19 protein-coding genes are annotated in these 21,188 nt (G+C 58.4%); 13 read left to right on the forward strand and 6 right to left on the reverse strand.

The features are described from left to right. Window positions 1–107: 107 nt before the first annotated feature. The 5 genes from rluB (at window position 108) to arfB (ending at window position 5,864) form a co-directional block, all read left to right on the forward strand. The gene (gene rluB / locus AC1MDT_RS00415) at window positions 108–1,406 is read left to right on the forward strand and encodes a 23S rRNA pseudouridine(2605) synthase RluB (protein WP_480420194.1); all 1,299 of its coding nucleotides are present in this window, start codon (window positions 108–110) and stop codon (window positions 1,404–1,406) included. 769 nt (window positions 1,407–2,175) lie between these two features. Then, entirely contained in the window at window positions 2,176–3,597 is a 1,422-nt protein-coding gene (locus AC1MDT_RS00420; protein WP_480420195.1) for an amino acid permease, read from the forward strand. A 231-nt stretch (window positions 3,598–3,828) separates the two neighbouring features. Continuing rightward, on the forward strand, window positions 3,829–4,329 hold the full coding sequence (locus AC1MDT_RS00425) for an Hcp family type VI secretion system effector (RefSeq protein ID WP_480420196.1): 501 nt from the start codon (window positions 3,829–3,831) through the stop codon (window positions 4,327–4,329). Continuing rightward, complete coding sequence (locus AC1MDT_RS00430) at window positions 4,322–5,011, forward strand: DUF4225 domain-containing protein (RefSeq protein ID WP_480420197.1); 690 nt, start codon at window positions 4,322–4,324, stop codon at window positions 5,009–5,011. Before AC1MDT_RS00425 ends, AC1MDT_RS00430 begins: the two co-directional genes overlap by 8 nt. 439 nt (window positions 5,012–5,450) lie before the next feature. Continuing rightward, entirely contained in the window at window positions 5,451–5,864 is a 414-nt protein-coding gene (gene arfB / locus AC1MDT_RS00435) for an alternative ribosome rescue aminoacyl-tRNA hydrolase ArfB (RefSeq protein ID WP_007938537.1), read from the forward strand. Here arfB and AC1MDT_RS00440 read toward each other — a convergent pair. The 6 genes from AC1MDT_RS00440 to phhA all read right to left on the reverse strand — a co-directional run bounded on the left by AC1MDT_RS00440 (window position 5,861) and on the right by phhA (window position 10,277). Next, a complete protein-coding gene (locus AC1MDT_RS00440; RefSeq protein ID WP_480420198.1) occupies window positions 5,861–7,060 on the reverse strand; it encodes an MFS transporter in 1,200 nt (399 codons plus the stop codon). The genes arfB and AC1MDT_RS00440 overlap by 4 nt on opposite strands. Window positions 7,061–7,164: 104 nt before the next feature. Beyond that, window positions 7,165–7,347 carry a hypothetical protein gene (locus tag AC1MDT_RS00445; protein WP_480422885.1) on the reverse strand — a complete coding sequence of 61 codons (183 nt, stop codon included), beginning with the start codon at window positions 7,345–7,347 and terminating at the stop codon, window positions 7,165–7,167. A 76-nt stretch (window positions 7,348–7,423) separates the two neighbouring features. Continuing rightward, window positions 7,424–7,555 carry a hypothetical protein gene (locus AC1MDT_RS00450; RefSeq protein ID WP_414906170.1) on the reverse strand — a complete coding sequence of 44 codons (132 nt, stop codon included), beginning with the start codon at window positions 7,553–7,555 and terminating at the stop codon, window positions 7,424–7,426. A 276-nt stretch (window positions 7,556–7,831) separates the two neighbouring features. Beyond that, window positions 7,832–9,025 (reverse strand): amino acid aminotransferase, encoded by a 1,194-nt coding sequence (locus AC1MDT_RS00455; protein WP_480420199.1) that lies wholly within the window; start codon window positions 9,023–9,025, stop codon window positions 7,832–7,834. After that, window positions 9,025–9,381: a 4a-hydroxytetrahydrobiopterin dehydratase gene (locus AC1MDT_RS00460; protein ID WP_150785005.1), complete on the reverse strand. Its 357-nt coding sequence runs from the start codon at window positions 9,379–9,381 to the stop codon at window positions 9,025–9,027. The genes AC1MDT_RS00455 and AC1MDT_RS00460 overlap by 1 nt, the downstream gene beginning before the upstream one ends. 104 nt (window positions 9,382–9,485) lie before the next feature. Continuing rightward, window positions 9,486–10,277, reverse strand: coding sequence for a phenylalanine 4-monooxygenase (phhA, locus tag AC1MDT_RS00465; protein WP_480420200.1), 792 nt, complete (start codon window positions 10,275–10,277; stop codon window positions 9,486–9,488). 382 nt (window positions 10,278–10,659) lie between these two features. Between phhA and AC1MDT_RS00470 the strand changes: the two genes are divergently transcribed. From AC1MDT_RS00470 to AC1MDT_RS00505, 8 genes are all read left to right on the forward strand, one after another. Next, entirely contained in the window at window positions 10,660–12,225 is a 1,566-nt protein-coding gene (locus AC1MDT_RS00470; protein WP_480420201.1) for a sigma-54-dependent transcriptional regulator, read from the forward strand. Between the two features lie 359 nt (window positions 12,226–12,584). Next, window positions 12,585–13,325, forward strand: coding sequence for a flagellar basal body rod protein FlgF (locus tag AC1MDT_RS00475; RefSeq protein WP_480420202.1), 741 nt, complete (start codon window positions 12,585–12,587; stop codon window positions 13,323–13,325). A gap of 45 nt (window positions 13,326–13,370) precedes the next feature. Further along, entirely contained in the window at window positions 13,371–14,156 is a 786-nt protein-coding gene (gene flgG, locus AC1MDT_RS00480; protein WP_480420203.1) for a flagellar basal-body rod protein FlgG, read from the forward strand. Window positions 14,157–14,207: 51 nt separating this feature from the next. Beyond that, window positions 14,208–14,903 carry a flagellar basal body L-ring protein FlgH gene (gene flgH, locus AC1MDT_RS00485; protein ID WP_480420204.1) on the forward strand — a complete coding sequence of 232 codons (696 nt, stop codon included), beginning with the start codon at window positions 14,208–14,210 and terminating at the stop codon, window positions 14,901–14,903. Between the two features lie 186 nt (window positions 14,904–15,089). After that, a complete protein-coding gene (locus AC1MDT_RS00490; RefSeq protein ID WP_480422886.1) occupies window positions 15,090–16,199 on the forward strand; it encodes a flagellar basal body P-ring protein FlgI in 1,110 nt (369 codons plus the stop codon). Between the two features lie 10 nt (window positions 16,200–16,209). Next, entirely contained in the window at window positions 16,210–17,523 is a 1,314-nt protein-coding gene (gene flgJ, locus AC1MDT_RS00495) for a flagellar assembly peptidoglycan hydrolase FlgJ (RefSeq protein ID WP_480420205.1), read from the forward strand. Window positions 17,524–17,546: 23 nt separating this feature from the next. Beyond that, window positions 17,547–19,583, forward strand: a complete 2,037-nt coding sequence (flgK, locus tag AC1MDT_RS00500) for a flagellar hook-associated protein FlgK (protein ID WP_480420206.1) — start codon at window positions 17,547–17,549, stop codon at window positions 19,581–19,583. Between the two features lie 13 nt (window positions 19,584–19,596). Further along, entirely contained in the window at window positions 19,597–21,168 is a 1,572-nt protein-coding gene (locus AC1MDT_RS00505) for a flagellar hook-associated protein 3 (RefSeq protein WP_480420207.1), read from the forward strand. Window positions 21,169–21,188 lie beyond the last annotated feature (20 nt).

The following is a 21,188-nucleotide window of genomic DNA, read 5'->3' on the forward strand; positions in this document are numbered from 1 at the left end:
TATGATTCGCGACCCTCCGGCGATCCCTTCGCCCGAGATCCAGCTTTCAACGCTTCAGGACCCTCACTTCAGAGCTGCCTGAACAGACCACACCGGGAGGTGCCCAGATGAGTATCAACGACCAGAAAGACGACCAGGAAATCGGCCCAGCAGGCGAAAAACTGCAGAAAGTCCTCGCCCGTATCGGCGTCGGCTCGCGCCGTGACGTAGAAGCCTGGATCAGCCACGGCCGCATCAAGGTCAATGGCAAAGACGCCACCCTCGGGCAGCGCGTCGACATGCACGACGCCATCACCATTGATGGCAAGGTGATCAAGCGCGAAGAAGCCGCCGAGTCGGTACGCCGCGTGATCATGTACAACAAGCCCGACGGCGAAATCTGCACCCGTCTTGATCCGGAAGGCCGTCCGACCGTTTTCGACAAGATGCCGCGCCCGAAAGAAGGTCGCTGGATCAACATCGGTCGTCTCGACATCAACACCACCGGTTTGCTGATGTTCACCACCGACGGTGAGTTGGCTAACCGCCTGATGCACCCTTCCTATGAAATGGACCGTGAATACGCGGTACGTGTCCGTGGCGAAGTTGACGACGAGATGATCGAGCGTCTGAAGGCAGGCGTCGTCCTCGAAGACGGCCCGGCCAAGTTCACCGACATCAAGCAAGCACCCGGTGGCGAAGGTTTCAACCACTGGTACCACTGCGTGGTGATGGAAGGTCGCAACCGGGAAGTTCGTCGTCTGTGGGAATCCCAGGGCCTGGTGGTCAGCCGTCTGAAACGTGTGCGTTTCGGTCCGGTGTTCCTCAACTCCGACCTGCCGATGGGCCGCTGGCGCGAAATGAGCCAGTACGAAGTCGACATTCTGAGTGCTGAAGTGGGCCTGACCCCAGTGGCCATGCCGCAGATGAACGCCAAGAGCAAAGACAAGCTTGATCGCATGCAGCGTAAATCGTCGCGTCCGATGGGCAAGACCGAGCGCGTGCGTTCGTTGCGTCCAGCCATCGGTAACCAGACCGCTGCTACACCGCGTGACTCCCGTGAACCGCAAATCGAAGGCGAGCGTCCAGCCCGCAAACCAGCAGCGCCACGCGCTGATGGCGAGCGCGGTCCACGCACGCCACGTCCGGCCAACGGTCGCACCGAGCGCGGCGAAAGCCGTGGTGCTCCGTCTGGTGGTCGTAGCGATCGCGGTGCTCCAGCCGGTCGCAGTGAATCTCGTGGTGACTCGAGTCGCGGTACGCCAGTGGCAGATCGTCCGTCCGACACCAAGCGCCCGGCCAAGCCAGCGCCGAAGAAACGTCCTGGTATTGTCCTGGTCGACAAGGATGCACCATCAGGCAAACGCCGTGGTGCGCCAGCCGGTTCGGGCCAGCGTCCGGGCTTTGGCCGTCGCAAGCCTGAGTAATCGGTAAGCGGTACCTGAAAAACGCCAACCTTCGTGTTGGCGTTTTTTTTTGGCTCTGGATTTATCTCTGAGGTGTTTTTGAGGGCCCCATCGCGAGCAGGCTCGCTCCCACATTGGATCGCGTTTTTTCTGAAAGGATTCGGTCCCCTGTGGGAGCGAGCCTGCTCGCGAAGGCGTCAGCCGCGGCGCTGATATATCCAGGTCGGAATGCTGGCGTTACGGCGTGTAACGAAAATCTGACGAAATCCGCTGATCGCCCCCGTGGAATCGTCATCCCCCAGACGCTGTAAGAAAATACTTACGCCCATTACCTTTCCGGACTCTCTCCAACGCTCTGGTCCGCTTGTTTCATCGCCCCGCGCAGGGTGTTATGCGCGCCATGCCTGTCGTGCAGGTGAATAACAACAAGGAGGCGCTATGAACGCCGTGACTCATTTCCTCTTCTCAGTGTGGGGCGATCTTTGCGTCGTCCCCGTCGAAGACCCGCAAAGGTCTGACTCTATTTTTGCAGCCGCCCGAGAACTTCGAGGCGGACACAGGCAATCCCGGCTTCCAGCGCGCTAATCAGTGATGTCTGGCAGCAGGGGGTTACAGGTGTACAATGCGCCGCGTTTTCCCTGTGACCTCCTGCGCATCTGCGCAAACCTCAAGGCTATCCGCCTTGTTCACTCCGGCGCGTCACGAGCGTGTCGGGTTCGATTTCGTCACAGATAAAAACAAACAGGTGACGCATGACCGTTGTAAATACGCTGAACGTGAGACCCTTTTCATGAGTGGACAAAACTCGCATTCAGGCGAGCTGAAGCGCGGCCTGAAAAATCGCCATATTCAACTGATAGCCCTCGGTGGCGCGATTGGCACCGGGTTGTTCCTGGGCTCGGCCGGGGTCCTGAAATCCGCTGGCCCGTCGATGATCCTCGGCTACGCCATTTGCGGCTTCATTGCCTTCATGATCATGCGCCAGTTGGGCGAAATGATCGTCGAAGAGCCGGTGGCCGGTTCCTTCAGCCACTTCGCGCATAAATACTGGGGCGGTTTCGCCGGCTTCCTGTCAGGCTGGAACTGCTGGATCCTGTACATTCTGGTGGGCATGTCGGAGCTGACTGCGGTCGGCAAATACATCCACTACTGGGCGCCGGACATTCCGACCTGGGTCTCGGCAGCCGGGTTCTTCGTCCTGATCAACCTGATCAACCTGGCCAACGTCAAAGTCTTTGGTGAGGCCGAGTTCTGGTTCGCGATCATCAAGGTCGTGGCGATCGTCGGCATGATTGCCCTTGGCAGCTACCTGCTGGTGAGCGGTCACGGCGGCCCGCAAGCGTCGGTCACCAACCTGTGGTCCCACGGCGGCTTCTTCCCGAACGGGGTCAGCGGTCTGGTGATGGCCATGGCGATCATCATGTTCTCCTTTGGCGGCCTGGAAATGCTCGGCTTCACTGCCGCTGAAGCCGATTCGCCGAAAACCGTGATCCCGAAAGCCATCAATCAAGTGATTTACCGGATCCTGATTTTCTACATCGGTGCGCTGGTCATTCTGCTTTCGCTGACGCCCTGGGACAGCCTGCTGGCCACCCTGAATGCAACAGGCGATTCCTACAGCGGCAGCCCGTTCGTACAAGTGTTCTCAATGCTCGGCAGTAACACCGCTGCGCACATCCTCAACTTCGTGGTCCTGACCGCGGCGTTGTCGGTGTACAACAGTGGCACCTACTGCAACGCCCGTATGCTGCTGGGCATGGCCGAGCAGGGCGATGCGCCGAAAGCCTTGTCGAAGATCGACAAGCGCGGCGTGCCGGTGCGTTCGATCCTCGCCTCGGCGGCAGTGACGCTGATCGCGGTGTTGCTGAACTACCTGATCCCGCAAAACGCGCTGGAACTGTTGATGTCGCTGGTGGTGGCTACCCTGGTGATCAACTGGGCGATGATCAGCTTCTCCCACTTCAAGTTCCGCCAGCACATGAACAAGACCAAACAGACGCCACTGTTCAAGGCGCTGTGGTACCCGTACGGGAACTACATCTGCCTGGCGTTCGTGGTGTTCATCCTTTGCGTGATGCTGCTGATTCCGGGGATCCAGATCTCGGTGTACGCGATTCCGGTGTGGGTGGCGTTCATGTGGGTTTGCTACGGCATCAAGAACAAACGCAGCGCGCAGCAGGTGTTGCCTGCTGCAGGTTCAGCTGCGAAGTAACACTTCACTCAAAAACAACAAACCCGGCCATGTGCCGGGTTTGTTGTTTTTGATGCCTGATTTTACGATTGCTCTGAAGTCCTGTTCCTACATGATGGTCGCTGTCTCCTACAGCAATTTCGGAACTTTGTAAAAAATAAAGGGTGGTTCGTAAGTTCGGAAACGGCCTACAACCTGGCTATTGAGTTTTGTCATAGTCTGGCGCTCCGATTAAATTAAGGAGCGGCATGTATGGCCAGTCACAGCTACATGAGTATTACCGGGAAACGGCAAGGGTTAATATCTGCTGGTTGCTCCGGTCATAGTTCTATTGGTAACAAATGCCAAACCGGCCACCAGGATGAAATCATGGTATTGGCATACTCGCACGATATGTTGGCAGGTATTGATGGCAGCATGGCAGGAGGTCGCGGCAAGCACATGCCAGTCACGATCACCAAGGCTGTCGATAAATCATCGCCCCTGCTAGCGAGCGCATTGCATGAGCGTGAAGAAGTGGAGTGCATAATAAATTTCTACCGAACAGCCTCTGCTGGAGGGCAAGAACGATATTATTCAATACATCTCACTGGTGCGCGTATAGCGTATATCAGCCTGCAAGTCCCCCACACTATTCGTATGAACGATGCTGAACCCCAAGAGCAGGTGGCTATTCGTTATAGGGATATTGCATGGGCGCATGTTCCTGGGGCAACGAGTGCATACAGTACGTGGGCAAATGAGGATGAATGAAACATCGTGCGATATTCATGATGTGACCAGGGCGGCTTCTGATCTGGTAGCGGTAGGATGCAATATTGGCATGACACATTTGCCGGACGGTGTTGCTCGGTTGCGGTTCAGTTCGGTTATTTCATCCTATGCCGATGAGGTGATCCAGGCTGTTGATGAAGGACTCATCAGTGCGTGGCAAGGGGTTCAGGAGTTAAGGGCAGAACACGAAGAATTATTATCGAAGGCTCGATTTTACCTTCAGAACGGTATCGGGGTTGTTGCGGGAGCGATGCAGGTTGAGGCTGGCCTGGCCATTACTGCAATTCCGGGAGGAGTTGGAGCTGTCCCGGGTGTGCTTTTAATTGGTCATGGAGCTAATAACATCGCCGAGGGTGTTGCTAATATTTATAATGGTCCCGATATACCTAGTACTCAAGGACCTATTCGGCGTGGCTACCAAGCTATTTTTAATGATAGCTATAAAGGTAGTGTTGCATATTATTCTACCGACTTAATTCTGTCGGGGTACGGAATGTTCAGGATAGTGCGCAAGCCCGATTCTGTGCAGCTATTTAGATATGATCCCGTAAGTAATGAAAGGGCTTATCAGCAAGCAGGAGTGCTGGCCTTGTTTTTTGAGGGGTTAGCTGATTCTTTAACTTTGAACTCTATCGCTAAAGATGTGAGATCAAATGAGTAATAGTGGCGATATGGTTTTGCCTGGTCATAGTTATGTCCAGCCACGTAGTCTTGGGAGGTAGAATTTCAAGCCAAATAGTGCGACAGGGATATACGTTGCTACGTAGGCAATATTTAAGTAACAGCCATTTAGTGGGAAAATCTCGGTGATCAGCCAGACAATCATTCCCATAATCGGAATTGAACAGCCCAAAACCAAACAGGTTACCGCCAAATGGTATCGGATGTTTTCAAGGTTCATAAGCTAATTTATAATCCGCTGAGGTGAAGCCTTAGATTAGTATTGCCCTTCGAAACAAAGCAACTCCCTTGGTGCAAATCCGAGAAGGCTGTAAGAAAATTCTGGCATGGCCTTCCTGATCTCGCCTGCTCCAGTATTCACGTGCTATTCAGAATGTTATTCGCGGTATCCTACGCGTTCTGAATACGGACCCCTTTCCATGCTGGTGATTTCCAACAACGTGCATCTGCCGGATGCCGAGATCGAATTGACGGCCATCCGCGCCCAAGGCGCCGGCGGGCAGAACGTCAACAAGGTCTCCAGCGCCGTGCACCTGCGTTTCGACATTCCGGCCTCGTCGTTGCCGGAGTTCTACAAGGAACGGCTGCTGGCGCTGCGGGACAGTCGCATCACCAGCGAAGGCGTGTTGATCATCAAGGCCCAACAATACCGGACGCAGGAACAGAATCGGGCCGATGCGCTGGAGCGGCTGACCGAGTTGATTCTCAGCGCCACCAAGGTCGAAAAGAAACGCCGACCGACCAAGCCGACCCTCGGTTCGAAGAAGCGTCGGCTGGAATCCAAGACCAAGCGGGGCAGCATCAAGGCCGGGCGCGGCAAGGTCGATTTCTAACGGGCGTCTCGCTCTTCCCGGTACTTGGGCGCCTGCCGGTACAGGTAAATGCTCAGCATCAATCCGCCTATAGCGGCGAGGGCGGCGAACAGGAAAATCGAGGCAAAGCCGAAACCTGCTGCAATCGCACCTGCCACCGGCCCGGTAATCCCCAGCGACAAATCGATAAACAGCGAATAGGCCCCGACCGCCGCACCACGACTGGAGGCCGGTACAAGGTTGACCGCTTCGACGCCCAGTGCCGGGAACACCAGCGAGAAACCGAAGCCGCTCAGTGCTGCACCTGCCAGCGCCCAATGGGCATCCGGCGCCAACCACAACAGCAAGAGCCCCAGCGTTTCCACTGACAGGCACGCAATCGCCACACGAAAACCGCCGAGGCGGTTGATCAGGTTGCCGAACAACAATCGCGCACCAATGAAGCAGGCACCGAACAGGCTCAGGCACAGCACCGCGTTGGACCAATGCTGAGTGGCGTAATACAGCGTGATGAAGGTGGCGATGGTGCCAAATCCAATGGAGCCCAGCGCCAGTCCACATCCATGCGGCAGCACTCGCCCGAGCACGTGCATGAACGGCAAGCGTTCGCCGACCACAATCGGCGCGGCAGTTTTAGGCCAGGCCAGCGTCAGCCCGAGAACGGCCAGCAGCACAATGCTCACGCCCATGCTCCACAAACCCAGTTGGCTGACCAGCAGCACCCCCAACGGTGCGCCGATGGCCAGTGCGCCATAACTGGCGATGCCGTTCCACGAGATCACTTTGGCGGTGTTCGCCGCGCCGACCCGGCCGATGCCCCAGCCGATCGAGCCCGAACCCACCAGGCTTTCTGCACTGCCGAGCACCAAGCGACCGATCAACAGGCTGATCAGGCTCAAGGTTGGCAGGCTCTGAGTCCAGGCCGACATCAACATGAACACACCGCTCAAGCCACAGCCGGCGAGGCCATACATCACTGCCAGTTTGCTGCCCTTGTTGTCGATTATTTTCCCGGCATAGGGACGGCTGAGCAGGGTGGCCAGGTATTGCACGCTGATCACTAGCCCGGCGATAACCGCGCCGAAACCCAGGTCGCTGTGGACGTAGCCCGGCAATACGGCGAGGGGAATGCCGATATTCAGGTAGCCGATAAAAGTGAACAGAACGATGGATACGACTTGCAGCGTGACCGCCAAGGGGCGCTGGTTTTCGGGCATGGGTAAAGGTCCACGGGGAAGCAGGATAGATAGGCTGCTTATGATAGCGGCGCGAGCGGCCGCGGGTCGTGGAAAAGTAAAACTATTTGCCGGGCGGCGGTGATTCAGGGCTTGGCGGGGGCGACCAGGTGCGTTGTGACCAGGGCGGCCAAGGCGTTTTCTTCGCTGCCGAAACGGGCCAGCAGGGCGGCTTGTTTCTCGGGGGAAAGGCGATTCCAGAGCTCGATCATCTTTTCGGCGGTGCCGATCAGGACGCTGGCCTGGGTGTCGCTGAAATCATCGGTCATGGGGCGGGGCTCGGGTTTCAGGCGGTGTGGAAAGCGCATGTTAGCGCTTTCCACACGGTCTGGCATTGCAGGTGTTTCAGTCTTCGCTGTCAGCCTTGCGACTGTCAGTGGCTTCTTTCGGCCGGGGCTGTTGGGCACCGGCTTGGTGCGTGGTTGTCTGCTCAGTTTCGTGCAGGCTTGGGAAGGGGAGATTAGGGATCTCGTGCATGTTCGCGCTCCTCGCAAAGTCTGTTGATAGATCTGGTAGATCCGCGCTTTTACAAAGCCTGGGCAGGATACAGCAGGAGAAATGACAAATAGACTTTTAAATCCATTTGTTACGACGGAAGGGCTTGTCTAGACAGGTCTGGAAGAGGGTGTGGCACAAAACAAATGTGGGAGCGAGCCTGCTCGCGAATGCGGTGGATCAGTCAATATTGATGTCGACTGACACTCCGCATCGCGAGCAGGCTCACTCCCACAGGGGAATTGCAGTGGCTGATGGTTACTTGCAGACCGCGGCGATGGCCTCGGCCAATAGATCCAGACGCGTCGCATCAATGCCCGCCACGTTCGCCCGCCCAGTGCCCACCATGTAAACACTGTGATGATCACGCAGCTGCTTGACCTGCTCCGGCGTCAAGCCAGTGTAGGAAAACATCCCGCGTTGCACGCCAATGTGCGCAAAGCGCCCGCGCAAACCGTGAGGCTCAAGGGCTTCCACCAAGCCACTGCGCAGTTGGGCGATGCGCAAGCGCATGGCTTCCACTTCATCCGCCCAGAGGCTTTTCAGCTGCGGATCGCCCAGGATGGTCGCTACCACGGCAGCCCCATGGTCCGGTGGCGTCGACCACAGATTGCGCGCAATGTTGGCCAGTTGACTGCGGATATCCACCAGTTTGTCGGCGGTTTTCGCGCAGACAATCAGCGCGCCAGTGCGGTCCCGGTACAGCCCGAAGTTCTTCGAGCAGGAGCTGGTGATCAACACTTCCGGCAGTTCGGCGGCGAACAGCCGGGTCGACCAGGCGTCCTGTTCCAGACCGTCACCGAAGCCCTGATAAGCGAAGTCGATCAGCGGCAGCAGATCACGGCGACGTACCACCTCCAGCACTCGGCGCCAGTCGTCATGGGACAGATCGAAACCGGTCGGGTTATGACAGCAGGCGTGCAGCAGCACCACATCGCCCGTTGGCACTTCATTGAGCACCGCCAGCATCGCGTCGACGTCGAGACGGTTGTCGCTGCCGACATACGGGTAATGACTGACCTTGACCCCGGCTGCCGCGAAGATGGTTTCGTGAATCGGCCAGGTCGGGTTGCTCAGCCACACGCCGCGGCCGGGCAGGCATTGCGCGATGAAATCCGCGCTCAAGCGCAGCGCGCCAGTGCCGCCTGGGGTTTGGGTGGCGCCGGCGCGTTGTTCGGTAATCAGCGTCGAATCGGCGCCCAGCACCAGCTCATTGATGACCTTGCCGAACGCCGGTTCGCCGTGACCGCCAATGTAGGTTTTGGTGGTCTGACGATCCACCAGGCGCGCCTCGGCGAGTTTCACCGCTTGAGGAATCGGTGTCAGGCCTTGGGCGTCTTTGTAGACGCCCACGCCGAGGTCAAACTTGCGCGGGTTTGGGTCCTGCGCATAGGCCTCCATCAGACCGAGGATCGGGTCGCCGGGCACCCGGCCGATGGCGTCGAAATGCATTATTTGCGGCCCTCGGCATCCTTGGCCACTTCGTCAGTGCGCGCGGCCATGATGAAGTCGTTGCGGTGCAGGCCCTTGATGGAGTGGCTCCACCAGGTCACGGTAACTTTGCCCCACTCAGTCAGCAGGCCAGGGTGATGACCTTCGGCCTCGGAGATTTCACCGACGGCGTTGGTGAACGCCAGGGCGTGTTTGAAGTTTTTGAACAGGAAAATTTTTTCCAGCTGCATCACGCCGTCGCGAACTTCGATGTTCCAGTCGGGGATCTGCTTGATCAGTACCGGCAGTTCTTCGTCGCTGACTTGAGGGGCGCCGGCCTGGCAGGCTTCGCAGTGGGCTTGGTTCAATGTGGACATGATGTATTCCTGAAATCGAATGATTGAAAATCGGCCGTCAGAGTCACCACGCTAAAGCAAAGCGTCGGTTCCGGACAGACTCACTTGATCGTAAAAGTCGCGGATCACGCAGCTTTTGGTTTTGGCGGAAATTTGGGTGTGTGCAACCCCAGCTGCATACCTTGTTTGACCATGCCCATGATGTCTTCGTGCGCCAGGTCGAACAGACGCTTGAGGTTCGGCAAGACAAAGTAAAGCGGTTGCAGGATGTCGATGCGGTAGGGCGTACGCATGCATTCCAGCGGATCGAAGGGCTGGTGTTCCGGTTCGTCCGACAAGCAATAAACGGTTTCTTTCGGTGAGGACAAGATACCTCCACCGTAAATGCGCTGGCCTTGCGGGGTATCCACCAGGCCGAATTCGATGGTCATCCAGTACAGGCGCGCCAGGTACACGCGTTCTTCCTTGGAAGCCTGCAGGCCAAGTTTGCCGTAGGTGTGGGTGAATTCGGCAAACCAGGGATTGGTCAGCAACGGACAGTGGCCAAAGATCTCGTGGAAAATGTCCGGCTCTTGCAGGTAATCCAGCTCTTCGCGGGTACGAATAAACGTCGCCACAGGAAACTGCTTATTGGCGAGCAATTCAAAAAAGGTCTGGAAGGGAATCAGTGCCGGGACTCGGGCAACTTGCCAGCCGGTGGTTTCACCGAGGACTTTGTTGATTTCACCGAGTTGCGGAATGCGGTCGTGGGGCAGACCGAGTTTTTCGATACCGTCCAGGTACTCCTGGCACGCACGCCCTTCGATCACTTTCAGTTGGCGAGTGATCAGCGTGTTCCACACCGCGTGTTCTTCGGCGGGGTAGTCGATAAAACCTTGCGCATCGGGCTCGCGAGCCACGTATTGCGTCTGCTTCATGCTGCTCTCCTGCTAGGGGATTTCATTCTTGTTATGTCCTGCTATGGACCTAGAAATACCTCAAGCATGGCGGGGTTGCAGCAGGTGTTCCTCATTGCGCGTAGGAAAAATCTTCGCTTTTCGTAAAGTTATCGTTACGGTTCGTCGGTTGTCGCGTAGGTGTTGGGATTTTCGGGTTTGAAAACGCCCATCGCTGTCACATAATCTTGACGACTAACTGAGCGCTTCAGCAGAAAAATATCCTGTGGGAGCGAGCCTGCTCGCGAAAGGGTCGGCACATCCAGCATTGATGTATCAGGCAGACCGCTTTCGCGAGCAGGCTCGCTCCCACGGGTTTCGTGTCTGGCATTAACCTTACTCACCGTTTTTTCGGGCCTTTTATATGCGTATCAAAGTCCACTGCCAGAACCGCATCGGCATCCTGCGCGACATTCTCAACTTGCTGGTGGAGTACGGGATCAACGTTGCTCGCGGCGAAGTAGGGGGCGAGCAGGGCAACGCGATTTACCTGCATTGCCCGAACCTGATCAACATTCAGTTTCAGGCGCTGCGTCCGAAGTTCGAAGCCATTGCGGGCGTTTTTGGCGTCAAGCGCGTAGGGCTTATGCCCAGTGAACGTCGGCACATGGAGCTCAATGCCCTGCTCGGCGCATTGGAGTTCCCGGTGCTATCGATCGACATGGGCGGTTCCATCGTCGCGGCTAACCGCGCGGCGGCGCAGTTGCTCGGCGTGCGAGTGGACGAGGTGCCGGGGATTCCGATGTCGCGGTACGCCGAGGATTTCGACCTGCCGGAGTTGGTGCGTGCCAATAAATCGCGGATCAACGGGTTGCGGGTCAAGGTCAAGGGTGACGTGTTTCTCGCCGATATCGCGCCGCTGCAGTCGGAGCATGACGACAGCGAGGCCATGGCCGGCGCGGTCCTGACGCTGCACCGTGCCGACCGGGTAGGGGAGCGCATCTATAACGTGCGCAAGCAGGAACTGCGCGGGTTCGACAGCATTTTTCAAAGCTCTAAAGTGATGGCCGCCGTGGTGCGCGAAGCCCGACGCATGGCGCCACTGGATGCGCCGCTATTGATAGAAGGTGAAACCGGTACCGGCAAAGAGTTGCTGGCGCGGGCCTGCCACCTGGCCAGTCCGCGCGGGCAGTCGCCGTTGATGGCGCTTAATTGCGCCGGCTTGCCGGAATCCATGGCCGAGACCGAGTTGTTTGGCTACGGCCCCGGCGCCTTCGAAGGGGCGCGGGCCGAGGGCAAGCTCGGGCTGCTGGAGCTGACGGCCGGCGGTACGCTATTTCTCGATGGCGTTGGGGAAATGAGCCCGCGCTTGCAGGTAAAACTGCTGCGCTTCCTGCAGGACGGATGCTTCCGTCGCGTGGGCAGTGATGAAGAGGTTTATCTGGATGTTCGAGTGATCTGCGCAACGCAGGTCGATCTTTCCGAGTTGTGCGCGCGCGGGGAGTTTCGCCAGGATTTGTATCACCGCTTGAACGTGCTGTCGTTGCACATTCCGCCATTGCGTGAATGCCTCGACGGTTTGACACCGCTGGTGGAGCACTTCCTCGACCAGGCCAGTCGGCAGATCGGTTGTCCGCTGCCAAAACTGGCGCCGGCGGCGATGGAGCGGCTCAGTCACTACCACTGGCCGGGCAACGTACGGCAGCTGGAAAACGTACTGTTCCAGGCGGTTTCCCTGTGCGACGGCGGGACTGTCAAGGCGGAGCATATTCGTTTGCCGGACTACGGCGTGCGTCAGCCGCTTGGCGATTTTTCGCTCGAGGGCGGGCTGGACGCGATCGTCGGGCGGTTCGAGAAGGCGGTGTTGGAGCGCTTGTATTCGGAGCACCCCAGCAGTCGCCAATTGGGTAAGCGGTTGGGGGTTTCACATACCACCATTGCCAACAAGTTGCGCGAATATGCAGTCGGCAAAGAACCCGGCACCCCATAGCCTGTAGCAGCTGCCGAGCACCGCGAGGCTGCGTTCGGCTGCGCAGCAGTCGTGGATTCAGGTGCCGCGATTCTTCCGGTAAACCACATGTACTGGATTCACGACTGCTGCGCAGCCGAACGCAGCCTCGCAGGCTCGGCAGCTGCTACGGGGTGTGAGGTCGAAAGGCCGACACTTGCCGTTACCGGCATAACACCGCCGGTTTTTCGTCTTTGACACAATCCGCAATTCCGTCCTGAGCGCAGTAAGTCCTTTGTTTGCCGGGCCCCGTGCCGCCAAAAAAAAGTTGGTCTGCAAATTGCTTGTGGCTGAGCAGTACAGCAGTGGGCGGCAAACGTCCGGCATGCAGAGGAAAGAGTGTGGACAAGTACCTTTATGTGGCAATGACCGGCGCCAGCCAGAATGCACTGGCGCAGAAGGCACATGCCAACAACCTCGCGAACATCTCCACTAACGGCTTCCAGAAAGACCTGGAGCAGGCGCGTTCGATGCCGGTGTTTGGTGACAGCTTTCCGGCGCGTGCGTTTGCCATGTCCGAACGTCCAGCCACCGACTTCTCCCCGGGCGCCTTGGTGCAAACCGGTCGTGACCTTGATGTCGCCGTTCAAGGCAGTGGCTGGCTGGCGGTGCAGAACCCCGACGGCGGCGAAAGCTACGTGCGCACCGGCAGCCTTAACGTTGACGCCCTGGGCGTGTTGCGCGCCGGCAACGGCATGCCGGTCATGGGCAACAGCGGTCCGATTGCCGTGCCGCCCGAGCAGAAAATCGAAGTGGGTCAGGATGGCTCCATCAGCATTCGGGCGATGGGCGAAGGCCCGGGTGTCATCGCCGAGGTTGATCGCATCAAGCTGGTCAATCCAGACATCAAGAACATGACCAAGAGCCTGGACGGCACGATCAAAACCGCGGACGGCAAGCCGGCACCGGCCGATGCCAACGTCCAGCTGGTGTCGGGTTTCCTTGAGTCGAGCAACGTCAACGCCGTTGAAGAGATGACCTCGGTGTTGGCCTTGTCCAAGCAATTCGAGCTGCACATCAAGATGATGAATACCGCCAAAGAAGACGACCAGGCCATGGCTCGGGTCTTGCAGAACAGCTAATTATCAGAACGTCGCGCCGTAAAAACGGCGCACGAGGAGAATCGAATGCTTCCGGCTCTATGGGTTGCCAAAACAGGTCTGTCCGCCCAGGACACCAACCTGACGACTATTTCCAACAACCTGGCAAACGTCTCGACCACGGGTTTCAAGCGTGACCGTGCCGAGTTCCAGGACTTGTTGTACCAGATCAAACGTCAGCCAGGCGCCCAGTCGACTCAGGACAGCTCACTGCCGTCGGGCCTGCAATTGGGTACCGGTGTGCGGATTGTCGGGACTCAGAAAAACTTCACCGCCGGTAGTCTGCAAACCACCGATCAACCGCTGGACATGGCGGTCGATGGTAATGGCTTCTTCCAGATTCTGCAGCCTGATGGCACTACCGCCTACACCCGTGACGGGACTTTCCACCTGAGCTCCACGGGCCAGATCGTCACTGCCAACGGCTTCCCCCTGGAGCCGGCTCTCGTGATTCCGAACAATGCCCAGTCCTTCACGGTCGGTCGTGACGGTACGGTATCGATCACCATCCCTGGCAACGCGACCGCGCAAGTGATCGGCAACCTGCAAACCGCCGACTTCATCAACCCGGCCGGCCTGCAGGCCGCGGGTAACAACATGTTCCTGGAAACCGCCGCCAGCGGCGCGCCGCAAATTGGCACGCCGGGTCTGAACGGTTTTGGTTCCACGCTGCAGAACACCCTGGAAACGTCCAACGTCAGCACGGTCGAAGAGATGGTCAACATGATCACCACTCAACGCGCTTACGAGATGAACTCCAAGGTGATCTCAACTGCCGACCAGATGCTCTCGTTCGTAACGCAAAATCTGTAATCAAGTCTATGAGGTGGCATGGCGCCGCCTGCAACACCGTGAGGTAGGGTCATGCATCGCTTTGTATCTGTTCTGGCACTGAGTGGAGTCGTCACGCTGGCGGGTTGTGTCCCTCCGACGCCCAAGCCCAATGACCCTTACTACGCCCCGGTGTTGCCGCGAACGCCGTTGCCGGCTGGCGCGAACAATGGCTCGATCTACCAGGCCGGTTTCGAACAGAACCTGTATGGCGACCGCAAGGCGTTCCGGGTCGGTGACATCATCACCATTACCCTGAACGAGAAGATCCAGGCCAGCAAGAACGCCAACTCCCAGATCGACAAGACCAGCAAGACCAGCATTGGCCTGACCTCGTTGTTCGGAAGTACGCCCAACGTAAACAACCCGGTCGGCAGCGGCGACCTGACCCTGAATGCCGCCTACAATGGCGACCGCGCGACCAAGGGCGACAGCCAGGCCGGGCAGAGTAACAGTCTCATTGGCTCGATCACCGTGACCGTGGCGGACGTGTTGCCCAACGGCATCATCGCCGTGCGCGGCGAGAAGTGGATGACCCTCAATACGGGTGACGAACTGGTACGCATTGCCGGCCTGGTTCGGGCCGATGACATCGCCACCGATAATACGGTTTCGTCGACGCGCATTGCCGATGCTCGCATCACCTACTCGGGCACCGGTTCGTTTGCCGATGCGAGTCAGCCAGGCTGGTTCGACCGTTTCTTCCTCAGCCCGCTGTTCCCTTTCTAAGTGGGGAGGCGGGTCATCTCTTATTTCCTGGGCTGCGCCGGGTCTGCTTTTACGCAGGGTAAGGCGCGAGGAGTGCAGTTTGGTTGTTCCAAATAAACGACGAGTAACGCGGCCCTGCGTAAAAGCAGGCCCGGCCCTCCGGGTTGTGCCTGAGCGCAGCCCAGGAAATAAGAGATGACCCGCCCCATGTTGACTTTCAAACACCTGATGGTGGCTGCGTTTCTGATGTCCGCAGCCTTCGGCGCTCAAGCCGAGCGGCTGAAGGATATCGCCAGTATTTCCGGCGTGCGTTCCAACCAATTGATCGGTTACGGCCTGGTGGTCGGGCTTAACGGTTCCGGTGACCAGACGACGCAGACACCGTTCACCCTGCAAACCTTCAACAACATGCTCTCGCAGTTCGGCATCAAGGTGCCGCCGGGTTCGGGCAACGTGCAGTTGAAGAACGTTGCGGCGGTGTCGATCAGTGCCGATTTGCCGGCGTTCGCCAAGCCGGGTCAGCAAATCGACATCACCGTATCGTCCATCGGTAACTCCAAGAGCCTGCGCGGTGGCACCTTGTTGCTGACGCCGCTCAAAGGTATCGACGGCAACGTCTATGCGGTCGCCCAAGGCAATCTGGTGGTCGGCGGCTTCGATGCTGAAGGTCGCGACGGTTCGAAGATTACCGTCAACGTTCCGTCGGCCGGTCGTATTCCGGGCGGTGCCTCGGTGGAGCGCGCGGTGCCGAGCGGTTTCAATCAGGGCAACAGCCTGACCCTGAATCTCAACCGTTCTGACTTCACTACCGCCAAGCGCATCGTCGACAAGATCAACAACATGCTCGGCCCTGGTGTGGCTCAGGCCATTGACGGTGGTTCGGTCCGAGTCTCGGCGCCGCTCGATCCGAACCAGCGTGTCGAGTACCTGTCGATGTTGGAAAATCTCGAGGTCGATCCGGGGCAGGCGGTGGCCAAGGTCATCATCAACTCGCGGACCGGCACTATCGTGATCGGTCAGAACGTCAAGGTTTCGCCGGCCGCCGTCACTCACGGCAGCCTGACCGTGACCATCACCGAAGACCCGATCGTCAGCCAGCCGGGGCCCTTGTCCAATGGCACGACGGCTGTTGTGCCACGCTCCCGGGTCAATGCTCAGCAGGAAGCCAAGCCCATGTTCAAGTTTGGCCCGGGCACCACGCTGGACGAGATTGTCCGTGCGGTGAATCAGGTCGGCGCAGCGCCGGGTGACTTGATGGCGATCCTCGAAGCACTGAAGCAGGCGGGTGCCCTGCAAGCTGACCTGATCGTGATCTGATATGGCGAATATGGATTTTCACAAGAGTGGGTTGGTCAGCAGCAGCGATTCGGGTTCGTATTCGGACCTGAACCGGCTTAACCAGCTCAAGGTCGGTGACAAGAACAGCGATTCGAACATGCGCAAAGTGGCGCAGGAATTCGAATCGCTGTTCCTCGGTGAGATGCTCAAGTCGATGCGTTCGGCCACCGAAGCGCTGGGCAAGGACAATCCGCTCAACACGCCGGCGGCCAAGCAGTACCAGGAAATGTACGACCAGCAACTGGCGGTTTCCATGTCTCGTCAGGGGCATGGTATCGGTCTGGCCGACGTACTGATGCGCCAGATGTCGAAAAACAAACCGCTGGCTCCGGGCGAGGCGGCGGCGATGTCTGCTGCCAAGCAGGAGGCGGCGAAAGCGGCGGTGACAACGCCGGTGGCTGCCGGCACGGTGGGTACCAATGGACCCCTGTCGAGACTGAGCGGCGAGCGCCCGCTATGGGCTTCGCGGTCGGTCAAGGCGCCGCAGTCATTAGCCGATCACCGTAATGACGTGGCGATGCTCAACCAGCGTCGTCTGGCGTTGCCGCCGAAACTCGCGGACCGCTTGCTCGCCGGTCTGGTGCCATCGGCATCGACGACCGCTACGGCTGCTACGACCACAGCCGCAGCCGCAGCGACGGCACTCAACGAAGTCCGATTGCCTCAGGGCGCCAAGACCGCTTCCGATCCCCTGTTCAATGGCGATTGGCTGGCCTCGCAAACGGATTCGGCAACGGGCGGGGGTATGCAGGTTTATGGTCGTGCCATGGTTCAAATACCACTGTCACCGGCGAAGAAAGCCTTCAGCTCTGCCGACGAATTCGTCAATACCATGATGCCGTTGGCCAAAGAAGCCGCCGACCGCATTGGCGTCGATCCGCGTTATCTGGTGGCCCAGGCGGCCCTGGAAACCGGTTGGGGCAAGTCGGTCATGCGCGCCCAGGATGGCAGCAGCAGTCACAACCTGTTCGGCATCAAGGCCGGCAGCAGTTGGGAGGGCGGTTCGGCGCGGGCAATCACCAGCGAATTCAGGAATGGCGCGATGGTCAAGGAGACGGCCGAGTTCCGTTCCTATGACTCTTACAAGGACAGCTTCCATGACCTGGTGACGTTGTTGCAAAGCAACAATCGCTATCAAGATGTGCTGAAGTCGGCCGATAACCCAGAACAGTTTGTACGTGAGTTGCAAAAGGCCGGGTATGCCACCGACCCGGGCTACGCCAGCAAGATTTCGCAGATTGCCAAACAGATGAAGAGTTACCAGGACTACGCTGCGGCGGGCTCTTCCACGACGCCTTTATAGGCATAAGGTATAAGGTCTGAACCATGAGTTTGCTCAATATCGGGATGTCTGGGCTGAATGCGGCCTCATCGTCTTTGTCGGTGACCGGCAACAACATTGCCAACGTTGATACGGCCGGCTATTCGCGCCAGCAAACCGTGCAGACCACCAGTCCCTCCCAGCAGTACGGCAACGTGTTCATCGGGTCCGGCACGACCCTGGCGGATGTGCGCCGGGTGTACAACGCCTACCTCGACTCCCAGCTGCAGACCGCGACTTCGCTCAATAGCCAGGCGACCGCTTATGCGGGGCAGGCGACCCCGCTCGACTCGACGCTGTCCGACGCCAATTCCGGTTTGACCGGTGTGCTGCAAGGCTTCTTCACCTCAATGCAGGGCGTGACGTCGTCGTCGACTGATAGTACGTCCCGTCAGTCAGTGCTGACCGGCGCCCAGGCCTTGAGCAATCACTTCAACGCCCTTGCCAAGCAGTTGAGCGACCAGAACACCACCATCAACGGCAATCTGTCGGACATGGCGACGAGTGTGAACAAACTGGCGACCTCGATCGCCCAGCTCAACCAGAAGATATCCGAAGCAACGGGCAGTGGCGGGCAGCCGAACGATCTGCTCGATAGCCGAAACCAGGCAGTACTCCAGCTGTCCGACCTGATCGGTGCGCAAGTCGTCACGCGTGGCACCAACTACGATGTCTACATCGGTAGCGGCCAGCCATTGGTGATGGGCAACACCACCAATACCCTGCAAACGGTGCCGAGCAAGACAGACCCTACACAATCCGCGCTGCAGATGAACCGTAGCTCCAGCGTCATCGACATTACGTCGGTGGTCAGTGGCGGCCAAATCGGCGGTTTGCTCAGTTACCGCTCGGATGTGCTAACCCCGTCGCAGAACGAACTGGGGCGCGTAGCGTTGGTGATGGCGGATCAGGTCAACAGTCAGCAGGCGCAGGGCATCGACAATAACGGTAACTTTGGTGCGCCGATTTTCAGCAACATCAACAGCGCCGCACTGGTCAGCCAGCGCAGCATCGCCCAGGCGGGTAATAGCGCCGGCTCAGGCAATCTGGATGTCACCATCGCAGACACCGGTAAGCTGACTACCAGCGATTATCAGGTGACCTTCAGCAGTCCGACGAATTACAGCGTCCAGCGTTCCGATGGCACCGCCATGGGGACCTTCAGCACCACGACCACTCCGCCGCCGGTGATCGACGGCTTCAGCCTGGCCCTCAATGGCGGTGCCCTGAGCGCCGGCGACAGCTTCAAGGTGACGCCGACCCGCAGTGGCGCCAGTGATATTCAGACGGTCATGACCGATCCGAAAGCCATTGCCGCAGCGGCGCCGTTGGCCGGTGTCACCAGCGCCAACAACACGGGCAACTACACGCAGCCGACGCTGGTCACGCCCATGAATATCTATAACCCCGCCTCCCAGGCGCAGATGCAGACCGCGCTGCAGAATTCCACGCCGGTCAAGCTGGTATTCAGCGCGGCCAGCGGCGGGACCCAAACGTATAATCTGCTCGATGCCAAAGGCAACAACATGGGCTCCGGGAGTATTGTGCCGGGCCAGGCCAATACCCTGAACCTGAACGTGAACATGGTCGATGCCAGCGGCAACCCGATCCTGGATGCCTTCGGGGTCCAGCAGACGTTCGCCGTCCAGACCACTGTGAGTGGATCGCCGAGTAACCAGGAGAGCTATACGATCTCGCTGACAGGCGCCTCTTCCTCGGATAACCGCAACGCTCAGTCCCTCGTAAACCTGCAAACCGCGCAGACGGTGGGCACCGGTGCGGCGAGCAAGGGCATCAGTCTGACCGATGCCTACAACACGTTAGTCACCAATGTGGGTGGCAAGGCTGCCAGTGGCAAGACCGACACTGACGCCACGACAGCGATCCTGACTCAGGCCACGGCTGCTCGCGCTTCTGTCTCCGGCGTCAACCTGGATGAAGAGTCCGCTAACCTGGTCAAATACCAGCAGTACTACACCGCCTCTTCGCAGATCATCAAAGCTGCACAAGATACTTTCACCACGCTGATCAACAGCCTTTAAGGAGTCGTAATTCATGCGCATTTCTACCGCCCAGTATTACGATCAAGCCGCAGCCGACTATCAGCGCAACTTCAATAACACGGTCCAGACCAGTAACGAGGCCAGCAGTCTGGTGCGCATCAATACCGCGGCCGATGATCCGATCGGCGCCGGGCATTTGCTGAAGTTGGGCCAGCAGAGCGCGATGCTTGATCAGTACAACAGCAATATCAGTTCGCTCAAAAGCTCTCTGAGCCTGTCCGAAACCACCTTGACCTCCATCGGTACGGCCCTGCAACGCGCCAAGGAAATCACCCTCAGTGCCACCAACGGCACCGTCACCGATGCTGATCGAAAAGCCTATGGCGCCGAACTGAGCCAGATCCAGCAGCAGGTCGTGGGCCTGATGAACTCCAAGGACTCGGCCGGCAATTACCTGTTCTCCGGTTCGAAATCCAGTACTGCGCCGTATACGCAGAATTCCGATGGCACCTACACCTACAACGGTGACCAGTCCAGCATCAACCTGGGCGTTGGTGATGGTTTGTCGATGGCCAGCAACACGACCGGTTGGGACGCGTTCCAGCAGTCGATCAACACCAGCCGTACGCAGGTCAACATGACCGCGCCGGCCGTGGACGATGGTCGGGTGACGTTATCTAACGGTCAGGTCAACAACAGTCCAACCTACAACGCCAAATTTACTGGTGGTGAGCCGTACACGGTAAGCTTCATGAGCAGCACTCAGCTGAAAATCACCGATGCGTTGGGCAACGACGTCACGGCTGAAGCCAGCCAGGGGGGGGCCGTCAGCAACAGCAGCAGTGCGAACCAGACGGTCAGCTTCCGTGGTGTCGACTTGAGCCTGAACATGAACCTGAGTGCCGCTGACGCTGCCAACCCGGATGCGGTCATTGCCGGTCACAGTTTCCAGTTGTCGGCCACGCCGGATACCTTCAACACCTCGCGTAGCCCGGGTAACCCGTCGACGGCGGTCATTACCGGAACCGCGGTGAGTAATACAACGGCCTATAACGGTGCTTTCCCGGCCGGCGGGGCGATTCTCAAGTTCACCAGCGCCACGAACTACGACCTCTATGCGTCACCGATTACCGCCAACAGCAAACCGGTGTCTTCGGGCACCATGGCCGGCAGTAACGCGACAGCCGCCGGCGTGACCTTTACCCTGGGCGGCACACCGGCAGCGGGCGACCAGTTCATGGTTCAGTCCAATAATCATCAGACCCAGAACGTCCTGGACACTCTGGGCAAGATGATTACGGCGATGAACGTGCCGATTGATGGTAATACAGTGGCCAAGCAGCAGTTTCAGGCGGCGATGGATTCGGGCAACAGTAACCTGACCAGTGCCACCGATCAGTTGGGCACCGCGATTACCTCGATTGGTGCTCGCGGTCAGTCGCTGGATGATCAATCAGCGACCAACCAGAGTCTGGGTCTGGCCAACACCACGACCCAATCGTCGATTCGTGACGCTGACCCCGCCGAAGTCATGACTCGCTTGACCCTGCAGCAGACCATGTTGCAGGCCGCTCAGTTGGCATTCAGCAAAATCTCTCAGCTTGGCCTGTTCAACAAGATTTAAAGGCAGGCGCGCAGGCGCTC

Source organism: Pseudomonas sp. ASL7, assembly GCF_056680375.1.

Bases quoted from the DNA above. Each gene is read 5' to 3' on its own strand.
- AC1MDT_RS00440 (WP_480420198.1), bottom strand. From the start codon at position 7,060: ATGCCCGAAAACCAGCGCCCCTTGGCGGTCACGCTGCAAGTCGTATCC.
- AC1MDT_RS00470 (WP_480420201.1), top strand. From the start codon at position 10,660: ATGCGTATCAAAGTCCACTGCCAGAACCGCATCGGCATCCTGCGCGAC.
- flgK (WP_480420206.1), top strand. From the start codon at position 17,547: ATGAGTTTGCTCAATATCGGGATGTCTGGGCTGAATGCGGCCTCATCG.
- AC1MDT_RS00455 (WP_480420199.1), bottom strand. From the start codon at position 9,025: ATGCATTTCGACGCCATCGGCCGGGTGCCCGGCGACCCGATCCTCGGT.
- AC1MDT_RS00460 (WP_150785005.1), bottom strand. From the start codon at position 9,381: ATGTCCACATTGAACCAAGCCCACTGCGAAGCCTGCCAGGCCGGCGCC.
- AC1MDT_RS00490 (WP_480422886.1), top strand. From the start codon at position 15,090: ATGTTGACTTTCAAACACCTGATGGTGGCTGCGTTTCTGATGTCCGCA.
- flgH (WP_480420204.1), top strand. From the start codon at position 14,208: ATGCATCGCTTTGTATCTGTTCTGGCACTGAGTGGAGTCGTCACGCTG.
- AC1MDT_RS00445 (WP_480422885.1), bottom strand. From the start codon at position 7,347: ATGACCGATGATTTCAGCGACACCCAGGCCAGCGTCCTGATCGGCACC.
- AC1MDT_RS00420 (WP_480420195.1), top strand. From the start codon at position 2,176: ATGAGTGGACAAAACTCGCATTCAGGCGAGCTGAAGCGCGGCCTGAAA.
- AC1MDT_RS00430 (WP_480420197.1), top strand. From the start codon at position 4,322: ATGAATGAAACATCGTGCGATATTCATGATGTGACCAGGGCGGCTTCT.
- AC1MDT_RS00425 (WP_480420196.1), top strand. From the start codon at position 3,829: ATGGCCAGTCACAGCTACATGAGTATTACCGGGAAACGGCAAGGGTTA.
- arfB (WP_007938537.1), top strand. From the start codon at position 5,451: ATGCTGGTGATTTCCAACAACGTGCATCTGCCGGATGCCGAGATCGAA.
- AC1MDT_RS00505 (WP_480420207.1), top strand. From the start codon at position 19,597: ATGCGCATTTCTACCGCCCAGTATTACGATCAAGCCGCAGCCGACTAT.
- phhA (WP_480420200.1), bottom strand. From the start codon at position 10,277: ATGAAGCAGACGCAATACGTGGCTCGCGAGCCCGATGCGCAAGGTTTT.
- flgG (WP_480420203.1), top strand. From the start codon at position 13,371: ATGCTTCCGGCTCTATGGGTTGCCAAAACAGGTCTGTCCGCCCAGGAC.
- rluB (WP_480420194.1), top strand. From the start codon at position 108: ATGAGTATCAACGACCAGAAAGACGACCAGGAAATCGGCCCAGCAGGC.
- AC1MDT_RS00450 (WP_414906170.1), bottom strand. From the start codon at position 7,555: ATGCACGAGATCCCTAATCTCCCCTTCCCAAGCCTGCACGAAACTGAG.
- flgJ (WP_480420205.1), top strand. From the start codon at position 16,210: ATGGATTTTCACAAGAGTGGGTTGGTCAGCAGCAGCGATTCGGGTTCG.